This is a genomic window from Terrabacter sp. Root181 (assembly GCF_001428505.1).
Taxonomy (GTDB): Bacteria; Actinomycetota; Actinomycetes; order Actinomycetales; family Dermatophilaceae; genus Terrabacter.
The window spans coordinates 617602-634239 of record NZ_LMHU01000001.1; the positions used below are offsets into that span (position 1 = coordinate 617602).

The 16638-nt window shown below is 73.0% G+C and carries 13 protein-coding genes; 9 read left to right on the forward strand and 4 right to left on the reverse strand.

Translation table 11 applies throughout. The annotated features are described in order from the left end of the window. The first annotated feature begins 24 nt into the window (after positions 1–24). Positions 25–2445 (forward strand): glycoside hydrolase family 3 N-terminal domain-containing protein, encoded by a 2421-nt coding sequence (locus ASD90_RS02825; RefSeq protein ID WP_082588438.1) that lies wholly within the window; start codon positions 25–27, stop codon positions 2443–2445. 7 nt (positions 2446–2452) lie between these two features. Then, on the forward strand, positions 2453–3490 hold the full coding sequence (locus tag ASD90_RS02830; RefSeq protein WP_056751368.1) for a LacI family DNA-binding transcriptional regulator: 1038 nt from the start codon (positions 2453–2455) through the stop codon (positions 3488–3490). Positions 3491–3530: 40 nt separating this feature from the next. Here ASD90_RS02830 and ASD90_RS02835 read toward each other — a convergent pair whose 3' ends face one another. The 3 genes from ASD90_RS02835 to ASD90_RS02845 are packed head-to-tail and all read right to left on the reverse strand — an operon-like array spanning position 3531 to position 7491. Next, positions 3531–5057 carry a PH domain-containing protein gene (locus tag ASD90_RS02835; protein WP_235506362.1) on the reverse strand — a complete coding sequence of 509 codons (1527 nt, stop codon included), beginning with the start codon at positions 5055–5057 and terminating at the stop codon, positions 3531–3533. Then, entirely contained in the window at positions 5054–5572 is a 519-nt protein-coding gene (locus ASD90_RS02840) for a PH domain-containing protein (RefSeq protein ID WP_056754299.1), read from the reverse strand. The genes ASD90_RS02835 and ASD90_RS02840 overlap by 4 nt, the downstream gene beginning before the upstream one ends. A 50-nt stretch (positions 5573–5622) precedes the next feature. Further along, a complete protein-coding gene (locus ASD90_RS02845; RefSeq protein ID WP_056751371.1) occupies positions 5623–7491 on the reverse strand; it encodes an ABC transporter ATP-binding protein in 1869 nt (622 codons plus the stop codon). A 90-nt stretch (positions 7492–7581) separates the two neighbouring features. On the opposite strand from ASD90_RS02845, the gene ASD90_RS02850 reads away from it, so the two are divergent. The 6 genes from ASD90_RS02850 to ASD90_RS02875 all read left to right on the forward strand — a co-directional run bounded on the left by ASD90_RS02850 (position 7582) and on the right by ASD90_RS02875 (position 13023). Continuing rightward, on the forward strand, positions 7582–8013 hold the full coding sequence (locus ASD90_RS02850) for a MarR family winged helix-turn-helix transcriptional regulator (RefSeq protein ID WP_235506363.1): 432 nt from the start codon (positions 7582–7584) through the stop codon (positions 8011–8013). Positions 8014–8099: 86 nt separating this feature from the next. Then, positions 8100–8831, forward strand: coding sequence for a hypothetical protein (locus ASD90_RS23315; protein WP_056751378.1), 732 nt, complete (start codon positions 8100–8102; stop codon positions 8829–8831). A 2-nt stretch (positions 8832–8833) separates the two neighbouring features. Further along, positions 8834–9376, forward strand: coding sequence for a 2'-5' RNA ligase family protein (locus ASD90_RS02860; protein ID WP_056751381.1), 543 nt, complete (start codon positions 8834–8836; stop codon positions 9374–9376). Then, a complete protein-coding gene (locus ASD90_RS02865) occupies positions 9373–10407 on the forward strand; it encodes an LLM class flavin-dependent oxidoreductase (protein ID WP_056751384.1) in 1035 nt (344 codons plus the stop codon). The genes ASD90_RS02860 and ASD90_RS02865 overlap by 4 nt, the downstream gene beginning before the upstream one ends. After that, positions 10397–11710 (forward strand): glycosyltransferase, encoded by a 1314-nt coding sequence (locus ASD90_RS02870; protein WP_056751386.1) that lies wholly within the window; start codon positions 10397–10399, stop codon positions 11708–11710. Before ASD90_RS02865 ends, ASD90_RS02870 begins: the two co-directional genes overlap by 11 nt. A 32-nt stretch (positions 11711–11742) precedes the next feature. Further along, entirely contained in the window at positions 11743–13023 is a 1281-nt protein-coding gene (locus ASD90_RS02875; RefSeq protein ID WP_082588440.1) for an adenylate/guanylate cyclase domain-containing protein, read from the forward strand. A gap of 17 nt (positions 13024–13040) precedes the next feature. Here the strand turns inward: ASD90_RS02875 and ASD90_RS02880 are convergent, their stop codons facing one another. Beyond that, positions 13041–15062: an NADPH-dependent 2,4-dienoyl-CoA reductase gene (locus tag ASD90_RS02880; RefSeq protein ID WP_056751389.1), complete on the reverse strand. Its 2022-nt coding sequence runs from the start codon at positions 15060–15062 to the stop codon at positions 13041–13043. Between the two features lie 89 nt (positions 15063–15151). Here ASD90_RS02880 and ASD90_RS02885 point away from each other — a divergent pair, with 89 nt between their 5' ends. Continuing rightward, on the forward strand, positions 15152–16597 hold the full coding sequence (locus ASD90_RS02885; RefSeq protein ID WP_056751392.1) for an NAD(P)/FAD-dependent oxidoreductase: 1446 nt from the start codon (positions 15152–15154) through the stop codon (positions 16595–16597). Positions 16598–16638: the final 41 nt, after the last annotated feature.

Sequence of the window (16638 nt, forward strand, 5' to 3'; positions counted from 1 at the left end):
CTGTCGTCTCGAAGGAGGACCACCATGATCGAGGCCACCCGGCTGCCGCAGGACGAGGTGTGGCTCGACCCGTTGCGCAGCCCCGAGGTGCGGGTCGACGACCTGCTGGCCCGACTCACGTTGGCGGAGAAGGTCGGCCAGCTCGGCAGCCGGTGGGTGCTCAACGACATGTCGGCCACCGGTGAGCCCGACGACGAGGCTTCCGAGGGGCTCGACCAGGCCGAGGTGATGAACGTCGCTCCGATGCAGGACGTCTTCGCGGCCTCCGGGACCCTGGCGCTGGAGGACGCGGCTGCGCACGGGCTCGGGCACCTGACCCGGGTCCACGGCAGCCTGCCGCTCACGCCTTCGGAGGGCGCCGCCGAGGTCGTCCGCCAGCAGCGCGTCGTCATCGAGCGGTCGCGACTGGGGATCCCCGCGATCGTGCACGAGGAGTGCCTGACCGGCTTCACCGCCTACGGCGCGACCGTCTACCCGGCGGCGATCGCGTGGGGCGCGACCTTCGACCCCGAGCTCGTCGAGGCGATGGCGGCCGCCATCGGTCGTGACATGGCGGCCGTCGGGGTGCACCAGGGGCTCTCGCCCGTCCTCGACGTCGTGCGCGACTACCGGTGGGGGCGCGTCGAGGAGACGATGGGGGAGGACCCCTATCTCGTGTCCATGCTGGGGGCGGCGTACGTCCGTGGCCTGCAGGGGGCGGGTGTCATCGCGACGCTCAAGCACTTCGCCGGCTACTCCGCCTCGAGGGCGGCCCGCAACCACGGGCCGGTGCCGATGGGCCGGCGCGAGCTGCTCGACGTCATCCTGCCGCCGTTCGAGATGGCCGTCCGCGAGGCCGGCGTCGGTTCGGTGATGAACTCGTACTCCGACGTGGACGGGGTTCCGGCGGGCGCCGACCCGTGGCTGCTCACCGAGACCCTGCGCGACACGTGGGGCTTCACGGGCACGGTGGTCTCGGACTACTGGGCCGTGCCGTTCCTCTCCTCGATGCATCGCGTCGCCGCGGACGCGGACGACGCCGGGGCGCTCGCCCTGGCGGCCGGCATCGACGTCGAGCTGCCCGACACCCTCGGTTTCGGCCAGCAGCTCACGGCGCGGGTCGCCGAGGGAGACCTCGACGGGTCGGTCGTCGACCGGGCGGCCCGGCGGGTCCTGCTCCAGAAGATCCGCCTCGGCCTGCTCGACCCCGGCTGGACCCCGGAGGGCTCGGTCGAGCGGGCGGCCGACGTGGAGCTCGACTCCGCAGACAACCGGGCCCTGGCCCGCACGATGGCGGAGCGCAGCATCGTGCTGCTCGACGCCGGCGACGTGCTGCCTCTGGCCGGCCCTGGACGCCCCGCCCACACAAAGGTCGCCGTCATCGGCCCGGCGGCCCACGACCCCCGGACCTTCATGGGCTGCTACGCATTCCCGAACCACGTCCTGCCCCGCTACCCGGCCAAGGGACTCGGCATCTCGGTGCCGACCCTCGTCGAGGCACTGCGCTCCGAGCTGCCGGATGCGAGCATCGTGCACGCACGCGGCTGCAGCACCAGCGGGTCCGATCGCTCGGGCCTCGCCGAGGCCGTGTCCATGGCGGCCGACGCCGACGTGTGCGTCGTCGCGGTCGGTGACCTGGCCGGCCTCTTCGGCCACGGCACCTCGGGTGAGGGCTGTGACGCCCCCGACCTGAGCCTTCCCGGCGTGCAGGGCGAGCTCGTCGCCCGCCTCATCGAGACGGGCACTCCGGTGGTGGTGGTCGTCGTCTCGGGGCGGCCGTACGCCCTCGGCGAGGTCGCGGGACGCGCCGCCGGCCTCGTCCAGGCCTTCATGCCGGGCGAGGAGGGCGCCGCGGCCATCGCCGGGGTCCTCTCTGGTCGGGTGCAGCCGTCCGGCAGGCTTCCCGTCCAGATCCCGCGGTCGCCCGGTGCGCAGCCGGGCACCTACCTCCAGCCGTTGCTCGGCGTCGGCAACCACGGCATCAGCACCCTGGACCCGACGCCGCTCTACCCGTTCGGGTTCGGCCGGTCGTACACGAGCTTCGTCATCGACGGTCTCGAGCTCAGCGACGACGAGATCGCGACCGACGGCGAGGTGCGCATCACGGTGCGCGTCACCAACACGGGCGACCTCCCGGGCGCCGAGGTCGTCCAGCTGTACCTGCACGACGCCGTGGCGCAGGTGACACGGCCGGTCCTGCAGCTCGCCGGTTTCGCTCGCGTCGACCTCGAACCCCTAGAGTCGCGCGTTGTGACGTTCACACTCCACGCCGACAGGACGGCCTTCACCGGTCGCGACCTTCGTCGTGTCGTGGAGCCGGGTGACCTCCAGGTCATGGTGGGCAGCTCCGCCGCCGACCTGCCGTGCGTGGCGGTGCTGCGTCTGACGGGCGAACCCCGGCTCGTCGGCGCCGAGCGTGTCCTCGTCACGCCCGTGCAGGTCTCCGGGGCCGAACGCGAACGGTAGGTCGTCCATGAGCAGCTCGCCGCGCACGACGCTGGCGGAGGTCGCGTCGTCGGCAGGGGTCTCGGTGGCCACCGTGTCGAAGGTCGTCAACGGTCGTCGGGACGTGTCCCAGACGACCCGAGCGCGCGTGCAGGAGCTGCTCGACCAGAACGGCTACCGACCCCGCGGCCCGCGACGGGGGCGCCCGACGGCCAGGGCGTCCATCGAGCTCGGCTTCGAGGGTGACCTGCACGCCTACTCGGCCGAGATCATCCAGGGCGTCGTCGACGCCGCGGCACTGTCCGGGACGCCGGTCATCATCACCCGGCAGCCTACGGGCGCGCCGTTGTTGGGGCCCCCGGAGCAGTGGGCCCAGGACCTCGCCGACCGGGGCATCGGGGCCTTCATCGCCGTCACGAGCGTCATGTCGGCGGACCAGATCGCCGCGCTGGCACGCTGGGGTGTGCACCTCGTCGTCATCGACCCGCTGGAGCTGCCGAACATCGACGTCACGAGCGTCGGCTCGACGAACTTCGCGGGTGGGGTCTCGGCCACCCAGCACCTGCTCGAGCTCGGACACCGGCGCATCGCCTTCCTCGGCGGACACCCGCTCGCCGCCTGCAACGAGGCCCGCATGCACGGCTACCGGGCGGCCCTCGAACGCATCGGCGTCCCGGTGCGGTCGGAGTACGTCCGCTCGTCGCACTTCATGTACGTCAACGGCGTCGAGGGTGGTGCGGCCCTGCTCGGCCTGCCGGTGCCCCCGACCGCGATCTTCGCCGCGTCGGACGAGATCGCGGTCGGCGTCATGGAGGCGGCCCGGGCCCGCGGCCTGCGGATACCGGACGACCTCAGCATCGTCGGCTTCGACGACACGCAGCTCGCGCGCATGGCGTCGCCGCCGCTCACGACGGTTCGCCAGCCGTTGACCGAGATGGCGCGCGTCGCGGTGCTCACCGCTCTTCGGCTCATCGCGGGCGAGGCGATCGAGTCACACCACGTCGAGCTCGCCACCGAGCTCGTCCTGCGCGGGTCGACAGCGCCGCTCGACCCCTCGGTGGGCTGACGGCGGAGGTGGCGACGCCGCCACTCGACGGGCGGGTGTCTCAGCTGAACTCGGCCGACAGCTCGGGGCTCACCCGCGCCAGGACGGCATACGCCATCTCGACGGGCACGTCGACGACGTCGTAGTGCTGGGCTCCCGCGGCCGTGGTGGCGACGAGGGTCGCGACGCCCACGCGCCGCTGGAAGAACGACTGCTCGACCTTCCAGCCGATGATGCCGTCGCGGTCGAGCACGACACGCTGCCGGTCGAGCGAGCCGTGGCGAGACACGAGGTGGTCGGGTGTCACGGCGTGCCCGAGGGCGCCGTAGCGGTCGCGGCCCAGGGCCACGGCCCCGACGAACAGCATCGGCACGAGGACGAGCAGCGAGCCGTGCCAGTCCCACAGCACGCGGGCGACCACGAGACCGGCCGCGACGAGGGTGGCCGGCACGAGCGCACGCGTCATCCGTCGTCGCCGGGCGGCCGGGCCGTGTGGCGTCAGCGGACCCGACACGGCGGCCTCGTCGGGCCGTATGCGCAGGGCGAGGGGCGTCACGACGCCCGCCGGCGCCGGGGGGCACAGCCAGTCGGACCCACCCTGCTCGCGCAGCAGGCCCGACGTCACGACCTTGAGCCGGCGCGCGCCCGCGAGCCGGAGCCCCAAGGGCTCGTCGAGCCGGATGCCGCGCACGCGGGCGGCGTCGATGCTCGTCTCACGGTTGGTGAGCAGGCCGCGACGCGTGTGCAGGGTGCCGAGACGGTTGCGGGTGAGGCGGAAGCCCCAGAAGGTCAGGACGTAGGCACCGACCGCGAGGAGCGACACGACGCCGAGCAGGAGCAGCACGTCGAGCCACCACGACAGCCGTGAGACGAACGACGCGCCGTCGCGGAAGACCGACCGCTCCTGCGAGAACCGCGAGAAGCCCTGCGACGCGAAGCCGACGATCGCCGCAGCGCTCGCGAGCCCGGTCACGGTGAGCGGCGCGTAGCGGATCCACGACGGGTCGAGGCGCACGAGCACCTCGTCGTCGACCGGAGGGGGCGCGTCGCCGGGCACCGCGTCGGCCGGCACGGGCGCGCCGGTCGGGGCGGGCAGGCCGGTGACCGCGGGGTCGACCCGGTGGAGCAGCTCGGCCCGCAGCCGACGACCGGCGTCGACGCTCAGCGAGTCGAGGACGAGCCGGTCGTGGCCGCCGCCGGCCGTCGAGATCTCGACCTTGGCCAGGCCGAGCAGCCGGTGGTGGACCTGCGCCGTCAGGTCGATGGTGCGCACCTTGTCGAGGCGCGCCGTCGTCGTCTGCTTCGTGAAGAGGCCACGTCGCAGCTCGATCTGGCCCGCGGTGATGCGGTAGCGGGTCGTCACCCAGCGCAGCACGCCGAACGCGACGATGAGCGGGACGGCATACAGCTCCCAGCGGTCGTTCTGGTCGGAGCCGGCCCGGAAGATCACGAGCGCGAGCAGCGCCGGGAGGAAGCGGATCAGCGTCTCGAGGGGGTGGACGAGCAGCATCCGGGCATCGAGTCGGCGCCAGCCGTCCGTGTCGTCCGCGGGCTCGCGGAGCTCGCCGGGCGCGCTCTCCTCGTTCACGTGGCGTCGCCCGTCTCGGCCACGGCCGCCGCCGTCAGGGCCTCGACGAGCTCGCGGGCAACGGGCAGGTCGAGCCCGTGGATCGTGACGGGCCCGGCGGCCGACGCGGTCGTGACGGTGACGGCGGCGAGTCCGAGCAGCTGCGCGACGGGCCCGCGCTCGAGGTCGACGGTCTGCACGCGGCCGAGGGGCGCGATGCGGCGCTCCTGCCAGAGCCAGCCGCTCTGCGTGTAGATCGCGCGCGGCGTCGCCTCCCAGCGGTGCACGCGGTAGCGCCACTGCGGCATCGCCACGGCGTAGGCCGCCCCGGCGACGAGCCAGACGGCGCCGACGACCCAGTGCGGGGTGCGTGACGGTGCGTCGTCGACGAGCCACCAGACGACCTGACCCGCCAGCAGGACTGCGAGCACCACGAGCGCCTGGAACGTCCACATGACGACGGCGCGGCGTGAGACGCGGTGGGCGGGGTCGCGGAGCACGGGGTCGGAGGCGACGGGGACGTCGGCGGGTTCCACGACCCCACGGTGCCACACGCCGGGCACGGGCACCCATGCCCCTCCGCGCATCAGGCAGCGAGCGCCTCGCGTGCGGAGCCCTCGCGGGCCTCGACGAGCCGCGCGTAGCGACCTCCACGAGCCATCAGCTCGTCGTGGTCGCCGAGCTCGGCGACCCGGCCTCGGTCGAGGACGGCGATCTGCTCGGCGTCGCGGATCGTCGACAGGCGGTGCGCGATCGTCAGGGTGGTGCGTCCGGCCATGAGCCGGTCGATCGCGGCCTGGAGCTCGCGCTCGGTCTCGTTGTCGAGGGCGCTCGTCGCCTCGTCGAGCACGAGGACGCGCGGGTTGCGCAGCAGCGTGCGGGCGATCGCGAGGCGCTGCTTCTCACCGCCGGAGAACCGGTGGCCGCGGGCGCCGACGACGGTGTCGAGCCCGTCGGGCAGGCTCGCGACGAGCGGCGCGACCTGGGCGGCCGCGAGGGCCTGCCACAGCTCGTCGTCGGTGGCACCGGGGGCCGCCAGCAGCAGGTTGTCGCGGATCGAGGCGTGCACGAGGTAGGTGTCCTGCGAGACGACTCCGACGATGCGGGCGAGGTCGGCCGGGTCGAGGTCCCGCAGGTCCACCCCGTCGATGGTGACGCGGCCGGACTGGGGGTCGTGGAGCCGTGCGAGCAGGCCGGCGAGGCTCGACTTGCCTGAGCCGGTCTCGCCGACGAGAGCCAGCGTCGTGCCCGCGGGGACGTGCAGCGTGACGTCGTCGACGGCATACGTGTGCTCGGCGGCGGACGGGTCGTGGCTGAAGGCGACGCCCTCGAAGCGCACCTCCCCGCGGAGCCGGTCGTGCTGCACCGCAACGGGATCGGCGGGTGGTGCCACCTCGACGGGCAGGTCGAGGTAGCCGAAGATCCTGCTGAAGAGGGCCATCGAGGTGACCCACTGGGCGCCGACGTCGAGCAGTCCCATGAGGGGCCGGAAGATGCCGGACTGGAGGGTCGTGAAGGCGATGAGCGTGCCGATGGTCATGCCGCCCGAGGTCGCGGGCAGCCCGGCCGCGAGGTAGATGAGAGCGGGGATCGCGGCGAAGATGATCTGCATCGTCGCCATCCGCCAGCGGCCGGCGAGCTGTGAGCGCAGCTCCAGGTCGATGAGGTCGGTGGACGTCGCGGCGAAGCGGTCGGCCGTGGCCTCGCCGGCGCCGAGGGTCTTGACGAGGGTGGCGCCGCTCACGGTCAGGCCCTCCTCGACCTGGCTGTGCAGGTCGGCGAGGCGGCGCTGGCGCTGGGCCGTGATGTCGCGGCGCAGCAGGGCGACCTTGCGGGTCATGAGGACGGCCGGCGGGATGACGAGCAGCGACAGGAGCGAGAGTCGGGGGCTGAGGGCGACCATGGCGATGGCCGTCGCGACGGCGGTGGTGAGGTTGCTCGCGATCGACGTGGCCGTCGAGGTGATGACCGACTGCATGCCGCTGATGTCGTGGGTCAGGCGCGACTGCACCTCGCCGCTGCGGGTGCGGGTGAAGAAGGCCACGGACTGGCGTTGCAGGTGGCGGAAGACGTCGGTGCGCAGGCCGTGCATGACGCGCTGGCCGACGGCGGTGGTCAGCCAGGTCTGGACGACGCCGAGCAGCTGGCTCACGACGGTGACGGCGAGCATGCCGCCGACGGCCCACAGCAGGAGTCGGACGTCCTGGTGGGGGAGGGCGTCGTCGATGACGGCGCGCAGGAGGAAGGGCTGGGCCATCGAGATGACCGAGATCGCCACGATGAGCGCCGTGACGACGGCGACGGTGCGGACGTGGGGGCGGAAGAGGCCTGCGACCCGTCGCAGCGAGACGGGGGACTCGGCGAGCTGGGCGCGGTCCTGCGGGTCGATCTTCTCGGGCTGGCGGCCGCGGCCGCCGCGGGTGGGGGGCGTCAGGGGGCTGGTGGTGTCGGTCATGCAGTCACTCCATGTCTGGTCTCCGGTTCATGATGCTGAGGTTACCTCATTATGAGGTCGATCTACACATCGGCCCGTATGCTGCTCACCATGCGTGACGCCGACGAGCCCTCCCTCGACGAGCTGCTCATGGGCGCGGCACGCGCCCTCCGACGCCGTTGGGCCACCGGCCTCGGGCCCGACCTCTCGCCCCATGACGCCCGGGCGCTCCGCGTCATCGGGCACCACGGCCCCACGCGGCTCGGGGTCGTCGCCGACCACCTGCGCATCGCGCCGCGCTCGGCCACCGATGTCGTCGACCGGCTCGAGTCTCGGGGGCTCGTGCACCGCAGCCCCGACCCGGCCGACCGACGCGCCATGACGGTCTCGCTCACAGAGGTGGGGGAGTCGGTGCTCGCGGAGGTCGACGAGGCCCGGCGCGAGGGCGCGGCCGACTTCTTCGGCGCGCTGAGCGACCGCGAACGCGCGTCGCTCGCCACCATCCTCGGCCGGCTCGACCCCCGCGGGCCCCGAGAGGGCTGAGGGGCGAAATGTCCTCTGGCATACACTTCGCTGCCGGCAACCGACGGCACGCGAGGCCGGGGCGAGCACCGGCGAGGAGCTGGTGGGTGGCTGTCGTCAACGGGCTGGTCATGGTCGAAGGACTACCGGGATCGGGCAGGAGCACGACGGCGCGCGGCATCGCATCGTGGCTCGCCGACCAGCAGGTCGAGGTCGAGCACTGGGCCGAGGGTCGGGTCGACCACCCCGTCGACCACCCGGTCGGCGCCGAGCAGGTGGTCGTCCTCGAGACCGCCGATCTCCTGGCGCTCGCCGCCGAGTCGCCCGCGATGTCACAGGCCCTCCTCCGCGCGGCCGAGCAGCACGGTGACGTGTGGCTCGTCCGTCAGGAGCGGCACCCGGACCTGCCGCTCGCGCTCGTCGAGCGGATCGTGGACGCGGCCCGTGGGACTCGTGTCCCCGCCGACGTCAGCACGGCACTCGTCGCCGACAGGTGGGAGCGCTTCGGCGCGACGCTGCCCCGTGGCGTGCACGTCTGGGAGTCGGTCCTGCTCCGTTCACCCGACGCCGACGTCGTCGCCCGCCTCGTCGAGGCCGTGCGGCCGCACGCGCCGGCACTCGTCTACCTCGACCACGAGCGCGACGCCGCGTCCACGCGGCAGGGCCAGCGCCGCGGGCAGGAGCTCGCGGTCGTCGAGGCGCTCGACCTGCCGACACTCGTCCTGCCGGTCGGCGACGGCCGCTGGGACGACCACGAGTCCGCCGTGCGCGACTTCGTCGCCGACCACCTCGGCCTCGGCGACCGCCCCGGTCTCACCGAGTCGGAGCAGGTCGCCTGACCATGCCCCTCCACTCGGTCGAGGGCCTGCTCGACGCCACCACCGACACGGAGGTCCGGCGTGAGTGGGCGGCGCTCGCGGAGGCGGGTCTGCCGAGCCAGGCGAAGCACCAGGGCGCGACGAACGCGCCGCACGTGACCCTGGCCCTGGGTGGTGCAATCCCCGACTACGTCGAGGCCCGGATCGCCCGCACCCTGGAGACGATGCGGCCGGTGCCGGTCCGTCTCGGGTCCCTGCTCGTCGCGGGCTCGCGCCGCTACGTGCTCGCCCGGCTCGTCGTCCCGACGGCCGAGCTGCTCCGGCTCCAGCAGTCGGTCGCGGCCGCGATGGTCGGGGCGCCCGACATCCCCGATCAGGTGCGCCCCGGACGCTGGACGCCGCACGTGACCATCGCGCGCGGGCTCGGCTCCCGCCAGGTCGGTGAGGCTCTCGCCGTCCTCGGTCGTGCCCGCCCGCTCGACGGGACGATCGAGTCGGTCCGGCGCTGGGACCCCAACGCCGGGCGCACGTCGCAGGTCGGCGGCCTACCTACGATGGGCGCATGAGCCTCGAACTCGGCCTCGACACGTTCGGCGACATCGCCGACGGGCCCGACGGCGCCCCGCTCCACCCCGCGACGGTGATCCGGGAGGTGCTGGCCGAGGGCGAGCTCGCCGACCGGCTGGGCCTCGACTTCTTCGGCGTCGGCGAGCACCACCGCGACGACTACGCCGTCAGCGCCCCGGACGTGCTCCTCGCCGGCCTGGCGGGCCGCACCGAGCACATCCGGCTCGGCACGTCCGTCACGGTCCTCAGCAGCGACGACCCGATCCGGGTCTTCCAGCGCTTCTCGACCGTCGACGCGATCAGCCGGGGTCGCGCCGAGATCACTGTCGGCAGAGGCTCGTTCGTCGAGTCGTTCCCACTCTTCGGCCTCGACCTCTCCGACTACGAGACCCTCTTCGAGGAGAAGCTCGACCTGCTCGCCGCCGTCGTGGCCGAGCAGCCGGTCCGGTGGGAGGGCTCGATCCGCCCGCCCGTCCGGGTCGAGAAGGTCATGCCGGCGACGGAGTCCGGCCACCTGCCGGTCTGGGTCGGCGTCGGTGGCACGCCGCAGTCGGTCGTCCGCGCCGCGCACTACGGCTTCCCCGTCGTCATCGCGATCATCGGCGGCTCCGCGCGCCAGTTCGCCCCGCTCGCCGACCTCTACCGTCGCGCGCTGTCCGAGCTGGGCAGGCCCGAGCTCCCGGTGGGCGTGCACTCGCCGGGCTACGTCGCCGCCACCGACGAGCAGGCGCGCGACGACTTCATGCCGCACTTCCTGCCCTACATGAACAAGCTCGGCCGCGAGCGCCGCTGGGCGCCCATGGGCACGGACCAGGCGCTCCAGCAGCTCGGGCCCGAGGGTGCCGTCTACTGCGGCTCGCCCGACACCGTCGCCGCCAAGATCGTCGACACGGTGCGCGTGCTCGGCCTCTCGCGCTTCCAGCTGAAGTACTCCTTCGGCACCCTCCCGCACGACCAGCGCATGCAGTGCATCCGCCTCTACGCCGAGGAGGTCGTGCCGCGCGTGCGCGCGCAGCTCGGTGAGGGCTGACGTGCGGATCCTGCTGCTGGGCATGGGATCCCGCGGTGACGTCGAGCCGCTCGTCGCGCTCGGGCAACGCCTCCGGCGGATGGCGTATGCCGTGTCGCTCGCCGCGCCGGCCGACCTCGGTCACGTCGTGGCGGGCAGTGGTGTCGACTTCGAGCCGCTGTCGTTCGACCTCGAGGGCCCGCTCCGGGAGGGGCTCGGACGTGACTCGCTCCGGGGCTCGGCGCGGACGCAGGTGCGCGAGGCCCGGCTGATGCGGCAGGTCATGGCCGGGACGGCGCCGGCGCTCGCCGCGGACGTCTCGCGCCTCGTCGACGGCGCCGATGCCGTGGTCTCGGGGGCGCTGACCTTCGACCTCGTCGACGCCCTGCTGTCGACCGGTGGTCACAGTGGTCGCCCCGCGAAACCGCACGTCTACGCGGTCTTCGCCCCGGTCTGGCCGAGCGCGCACGGGGAATCGGTCGCACTCGCGCTGCGCCCGCGGTCGACGTCGTGGGTCAACGACGCGTGGAGCACCCTCGCGGGCCGCGTCGCCCTCGACCTCTTCCGTCCGTCCGGCGACGTGGTGCGCGCGCGACGAGGACTGCCACGACAGCGTTTCCGTCACTACACGGCCACGGCCGAGCGCACCCCGACCCTGCTCGCGGCCAGTCCGCACGTCGTCCCGCCCGCTGCCGACTGGCCACCGGCACTGCGCCAGACCGGCTACTGGGTGCGCGACGACGCCGCCGGCCGGTCGCTGGACCCGACGCTCGAGGCGTTCCTCGGCGAGGGGGATCCTCCGGTCTTCGTGGGCTTCGGCTCGATGCCGACGCCCGACCCGGCGGGAGTCGTGGCCGCCGTCGTGCGGGCGCTCGGCCGGCTGGGCGTGCGTGGTGTCGTGAGCGAGGGTCTCGCCGGGCTGTCGGTCGATGCCGAGCCGGAGGACGGGACGCACCGGCTCCTCGGGATCGGATCAGCCCCGCACGACGTCCTTTTCCCGCGGTGCGGCGTCGTCGTCCACCACGGGGGAGCGGGCACGACGGCTGCCGCGGTCCGGTCCGGGGTGCCGCAGGTCGTCGTGCCCCATGCCGCCGACCAGCCCTACTGGGGCCGTCGGATGGCCGACCTCGGCGTCGCCGCGCCGCCGATCGCGCGCAAGGACCTCACAGCGGCCCGGCTCGAGCGGGCGCTCGAGGTGGCGCTGTCCCCGGGAGCCCGCGCGGCGGCATACGCCCTCGGTGAGTGCGTCGGCGCGGAGGACGGCGCTGGCGATGCCGCAGCCCTCATCCACGCCCACCTTCAGGGCAACGCGCCGATGCCCTGAGGGAGGTGTGTCCTCCGCCGTACCATCGCGGCATGGGCGCATCCGACGTGCTCACCCTTCCCCGGACCGGCCTCAGAGGGGCTGTCGTCCGCATCGTCGAGCGTCTCGCCGAGATCGGTGCGCGACCGGGCAGGTCCCAGGACGAGGGGCTGCGCCAGGGCATGCTGATCTTCGCGTCCGTGCTCATCGCCCTGATCTCCTTCATCTGGGTCGGCACCTACCTCGCCTACGGCTACCCGCGGTCGGCCGCGATCCCGGCCGCCTACCAGGCGATCACCGTCGTGGGGCTCGTCGTCCTGTCGCGCACCGGGCGCTTCGCCCTGTTCCGCACGACCCAGCTCGTGGCGTTCCTCGTGCTCCCCTCGCTGCTCCAGGCGTCGCTCGGCGGTTTCATCGCCTCCAGCGGGATGGTGCTGTGGGCGATCTTCGTGCCGCTCGCCGCGCTCGCGCTGCTCGGGGTGCGGCGCTCGGTCGGCTGGCTCGTGGCGTTCTTCACCGCGCTCGTGACACTGGCGCTGCTCGACCCGCGGCTGTCGCAGCACCCCGCGGACCTGCCGACCGGGTTCGTCGTCACGTTCTTCGTGCTCAACGTCATGGGCGTGACCGTCAGCGCCTACGCCATGCTCGGCTACTTCGTCGAACAGCGCGAGCGGGCCCGGATCGCCCTCGAGGCCGAGCAGGAGCGCTCCGAACGTCTGCTGCTCAACGTCCTGCCCGGCCCGATCGCCGAACGGCTGAAACGAGGGTCGGGTGTCATCGCAGAGCACTACGACGCCGTGACCGTCCTCTTCGCCGACCTCGTCGGCTTCACCGAGCGCACCCAGGTCATGCCCGCCGACGAGCTCGTCGCGCTCCTCGACCGCATCTTCTCTGCCTTCGACCACGAGGCGGATGCCCAGGGCGTCGAGAAGATCAAGACCATCGGCGACGCGTACATGGTCGCGGGAGGCCTGCCGGAGCGGCGGCCCGACCACGTCGAGGCGGTTGCCCGCGTGGCGCTCGCGATGCGGGACGAGATCGCCTCCGTCGCGACCGAGCCGGGCTGCGAGTGGCTCGCCGTGCGCATCGGCATCGACACCGGGCCCGCCGTCGCCGGGGTCATCGGCCGCCGGAAGTTCATCTACGACCTCTGGGGCGACACGGTGAACACGGCGAGCCGGATGGAGTCCCACGGGCTGCCCGGAGAGATCCAGGTGACCGAGCGGGTCGCGGCCGCCCTGGGGCCCGCGTTCACGCTCCGCCCCCGCGGGACGATCCTCGTCAAGAGCAAGGGGCCGATGACCACCTTCCTGCTCGAGGGCGCGGACGGCTGAACGCGGTCCGAGTGGCGTCAGATGGTGGCCGCGAGCTCGGTGCCCTGGCGGATGGCGCGCTTGGCGTCGAGCTCGGCGGCGACGTCGGCGCCGCCGATGACGTGGACCCTGACGCCTGCGGCCGCGAGTGCGGGGCCGAGCGTGTCGACCGACTCCTGGCCGGTGCACAGCACGATGGTGTCGACGTCGAGCACCTGCGGGTCGGAGCGGTCCTCGCCGTGAGTGATGTGCAGGCCGTCGTCGTCGATGAGTTCGTAGTTGACACCGACGTGGTGGTGGACTCCCTTCGCCCTCAAGGCTGCCCGGTGCACCCAGCCGGTGGTCTTGCCGAGACCCCTGCCGATCGGGGTGGCCTTGCGCTGGAGCAGGTGCACCTCACGCGGTGACGGTGCCGGGTGTGCCTCGACGAGCCCGCCGCGCGACGCATCCGGCTCGCCGACGCCCCACTCGGCCATCCACTGCTCGACGGTCATCGGGGACTCGACGTGCGTCAGGAACTCCGACACGTCGACCCCGATGCCGCCGGCACCCATCACGGCCACGCGCTGACCGATGGGTGCCTCGCCGCGGACCGCGGCGGCATACGTCACGACCTTCGGGTGGTCGACGCCCGGGACGTCGGGTACGCGGGGCTCGACGCCGGTGGCGACGACGACCTCGTCGAAGTCGGTGAGGTCCTCGACCCCGGCGCGGCGACCGAGGTGGACCTTGACGCCACCGAGCTCGAGCCGCCGGCGGTAGTAGCGGATCGTCTCGGCGAACTCCTCCTTGCCGGGGATGCGCATGGCGATCGCGAACTGGCCGCCGAGGTCGTCGGCCGCCTCGAAGAGCTCGACCCGGTGGCCACGCTCGGTCAGCGCGACGGCGGTCGCGAGGCCCGCAGGACCCGCACCGACGACGGCGACGTGCTTGGAGCGTCGGCTCGGCGCGAGCACGAGGGTCGTCTCGCGGACGGCGCGTGGGTTGACGAGGCAGGTCGCCGTCTTCCTGGCGAAGGTGTGGTCGAGACAGGCCTGGTTGCAGGCGATGCACGTGTTGATCTCGTCGGCGCGGTCGCCCGCCGCCTTGGCCACCCAGTCGGGGTCGGCGAGGAAGGGGCGCGCCATCGAGACGAGGTCGGCGCTGCCGTCGGCGACGACCTGCTCGGCGAGGTCGGGCATCGAGATGCGGTTGGACGTGACGACCGGGACGGTGAGGTGGGGGCGCAGCTTCGCGGTGACGCGCGTGAACGCACCGCGGGGGACGGAGGTGACGATCGTCGGCACGCGCGCCTCGTGCCAGCCGATGCCGGTGTTGATGATCGTCGCGCCGGCCGCCTCGACCTCGTGGGCGAGCGCCACGACCTCGTCCCACGACTGGCCCTCTGGCACGAGGTCGAGCATCGAGAGGCGGTAGACGATGACGAAGTCGGGGCCGGCCGCCGCGCGGACCGCGCGGACGACCTCGACCGGGAGGCGACGACGGTTCTCCGGGGAGCCGCCCCACTCGTCGGTGCGGTGGTTGGTGCGCGGCGCGAGGAACTGGTTGAGGAGGTAGCCCTCGGAGCCCATGATCTCGACGCCGTCGTAGCCGGCCTCGCGCGCCAGGCGGGCGCAGCGGGCGTACGCCTCGATGGTGCGGCGGATGCCGCGCGCGGTCAGGGCGCGGGGCCTGAAGCGCGAGATCGGGGACCTGAGCGCCGACGCGGAGACGGCGAGCGGGTGGTAGGCGTAGCGGCCCGCGTGCAGCACCTGGAGGGCGATCCTGCCGCCCTCGCGGTGCACGGCATTCGTGACGACGCGGTGGCGTCGGGCCTGTCGGCTCGTGACGAGCACGGAACCGCCCGGGTAGAGCGCGCCGGCGAGGTCGGGGGCGAAGCCGCCCGTGACGATGAGGCCGACCCCGCCACGGGCGCGCTCGGCGTAGTAGGCCGCGAGCCGGTCGAAGTCCTTGGCGCGGTCCTCGAGGCCGGTGTGCATCGAGCCCATGACGACGCGGTTGCGCAGCGTCGTGAAGCCGAGGTCGAGGGGTTCGAGCAGGTGGGGGTATGCCGTCGTCACCCGCCCGAGGGTAGCCGCTGGTTACCGTCCGGTAGCCGATCGCGCGTCGAGCGTCACAGTGGGTCGGAACCGTGGGTGAGAATGGCGGGGTGAGCGAGACCGAGCACCTGGACGTCCTCGTCGTCGGAGCCGGCCTGTCCGGCATCGGCGCCGGCTACCGCCTGTCGACGATGAGCCCGTCGCGCTCGTGGGCGATCCTCGAGGGGCGCGACTCGCTCGGCGGCACGTGGGACCTCTTCCGCTACCCGGGCGTCCGGTCCGACTCCGACATGATGACCCTCGGCTTCCCCTTCGAGCCGTGGACCGACCCCGATGCGATCGCGGACGGGCCCAAGATCCTCGACTACCTGCGGTCGACGGCGGAGAAGCACTCCATCGCCGAGCGGATCCGTCTGGGACACAAGGTCGTCGGCGCCGACTGGTCGAGCGAGGACGCGCGCTGGACGGTGACGGTCGACCGCGGGGGAGTCCGAGAGCGGCTGAGGTGCAGGTTCCTCTACCTGTGCAGCGGCTACTACGACTACGAGCGACCGCACGACCCGCAGCTGCCGGGCCTCGGCTCGTTCGAGGGTGAGGTCGTGCACCCGCAGTTCTGGCCGGAGGGCCTCGACGTGGCGGGCCGGAAGGTCGTCGTCATCGGGTCGGGGGCGACGGCCGTGACCCTCGTGCCCGCGCTCGCCGACGCCGGTGCCGACGTGACGATGCTCCAGCGCACGCCGACGTGGATCGCGTCGCTGCCACGTCGCGACCGGGCGCGCGACGTGCTGCAGAAGGTGCTGCCGACGCGGGCCGCCGGCACCGCCGCCCGCTACAAGAACGTCCTCGGGACGATGGGCGTGTACGAGCTGAGCCGTCGGCGCCCGGCCCTCATGAGGTCACTGCTGTCCAAGGGAGCCGCGAAGTCCCTCGGCTCGACGGACCTCGCCAGCGACCACTTCACCCCGACCTACGACCCGTGGGACCAACGCCTCTGCGTCGTCCCCGACGGCGACCTCTTCGAGGCGGTGCGCAGTGGACGGGCCCACGTCGTCACCGACACGATCGAGACCTTCCTGCCACACGGCATACGGCTGCACTCGGGACGTGAGCTCGACGCCGACGTCGTCGTCACGGCGACGGGGCTGCGCATCAAGATCGCCGGTGGCATCGCCATCACCGTCGACGGGCAGGCCCGTCCCACAGGCGATCTCACGGTCTATCGCGGTGTCATGTTCGCCGACGTGCCCAACCTCGCCGTCTGCGTCGGCTACGTCAACGCGTCGTGGACCCTGCGTGCCGACCTGGCGAGCCGCTACGTCTGCCGGCTGCTCAACCACATGAAGCACCACGCCTGGCGGGTGGCGACCCCGCGCGCTCCGGAGGGCATGGAGGGGCAGCCGCTGCTGCCGCTCGCGTCGGGCTACGTGCAGCGTGCCGCGGGCGACCTGCCGCAGCAGGGGGACGCGGCTCCGTGGCTGATGCGGCAGAACTACCTGCTCGACCGCCGCGACATGCTCCGCAGCGACGTCACCGAAGCGATGTCCTTCGCCCGCTGAAACACCGGTCAGACCTCGCTCCCGTGGCCCTCGGTGCGCCC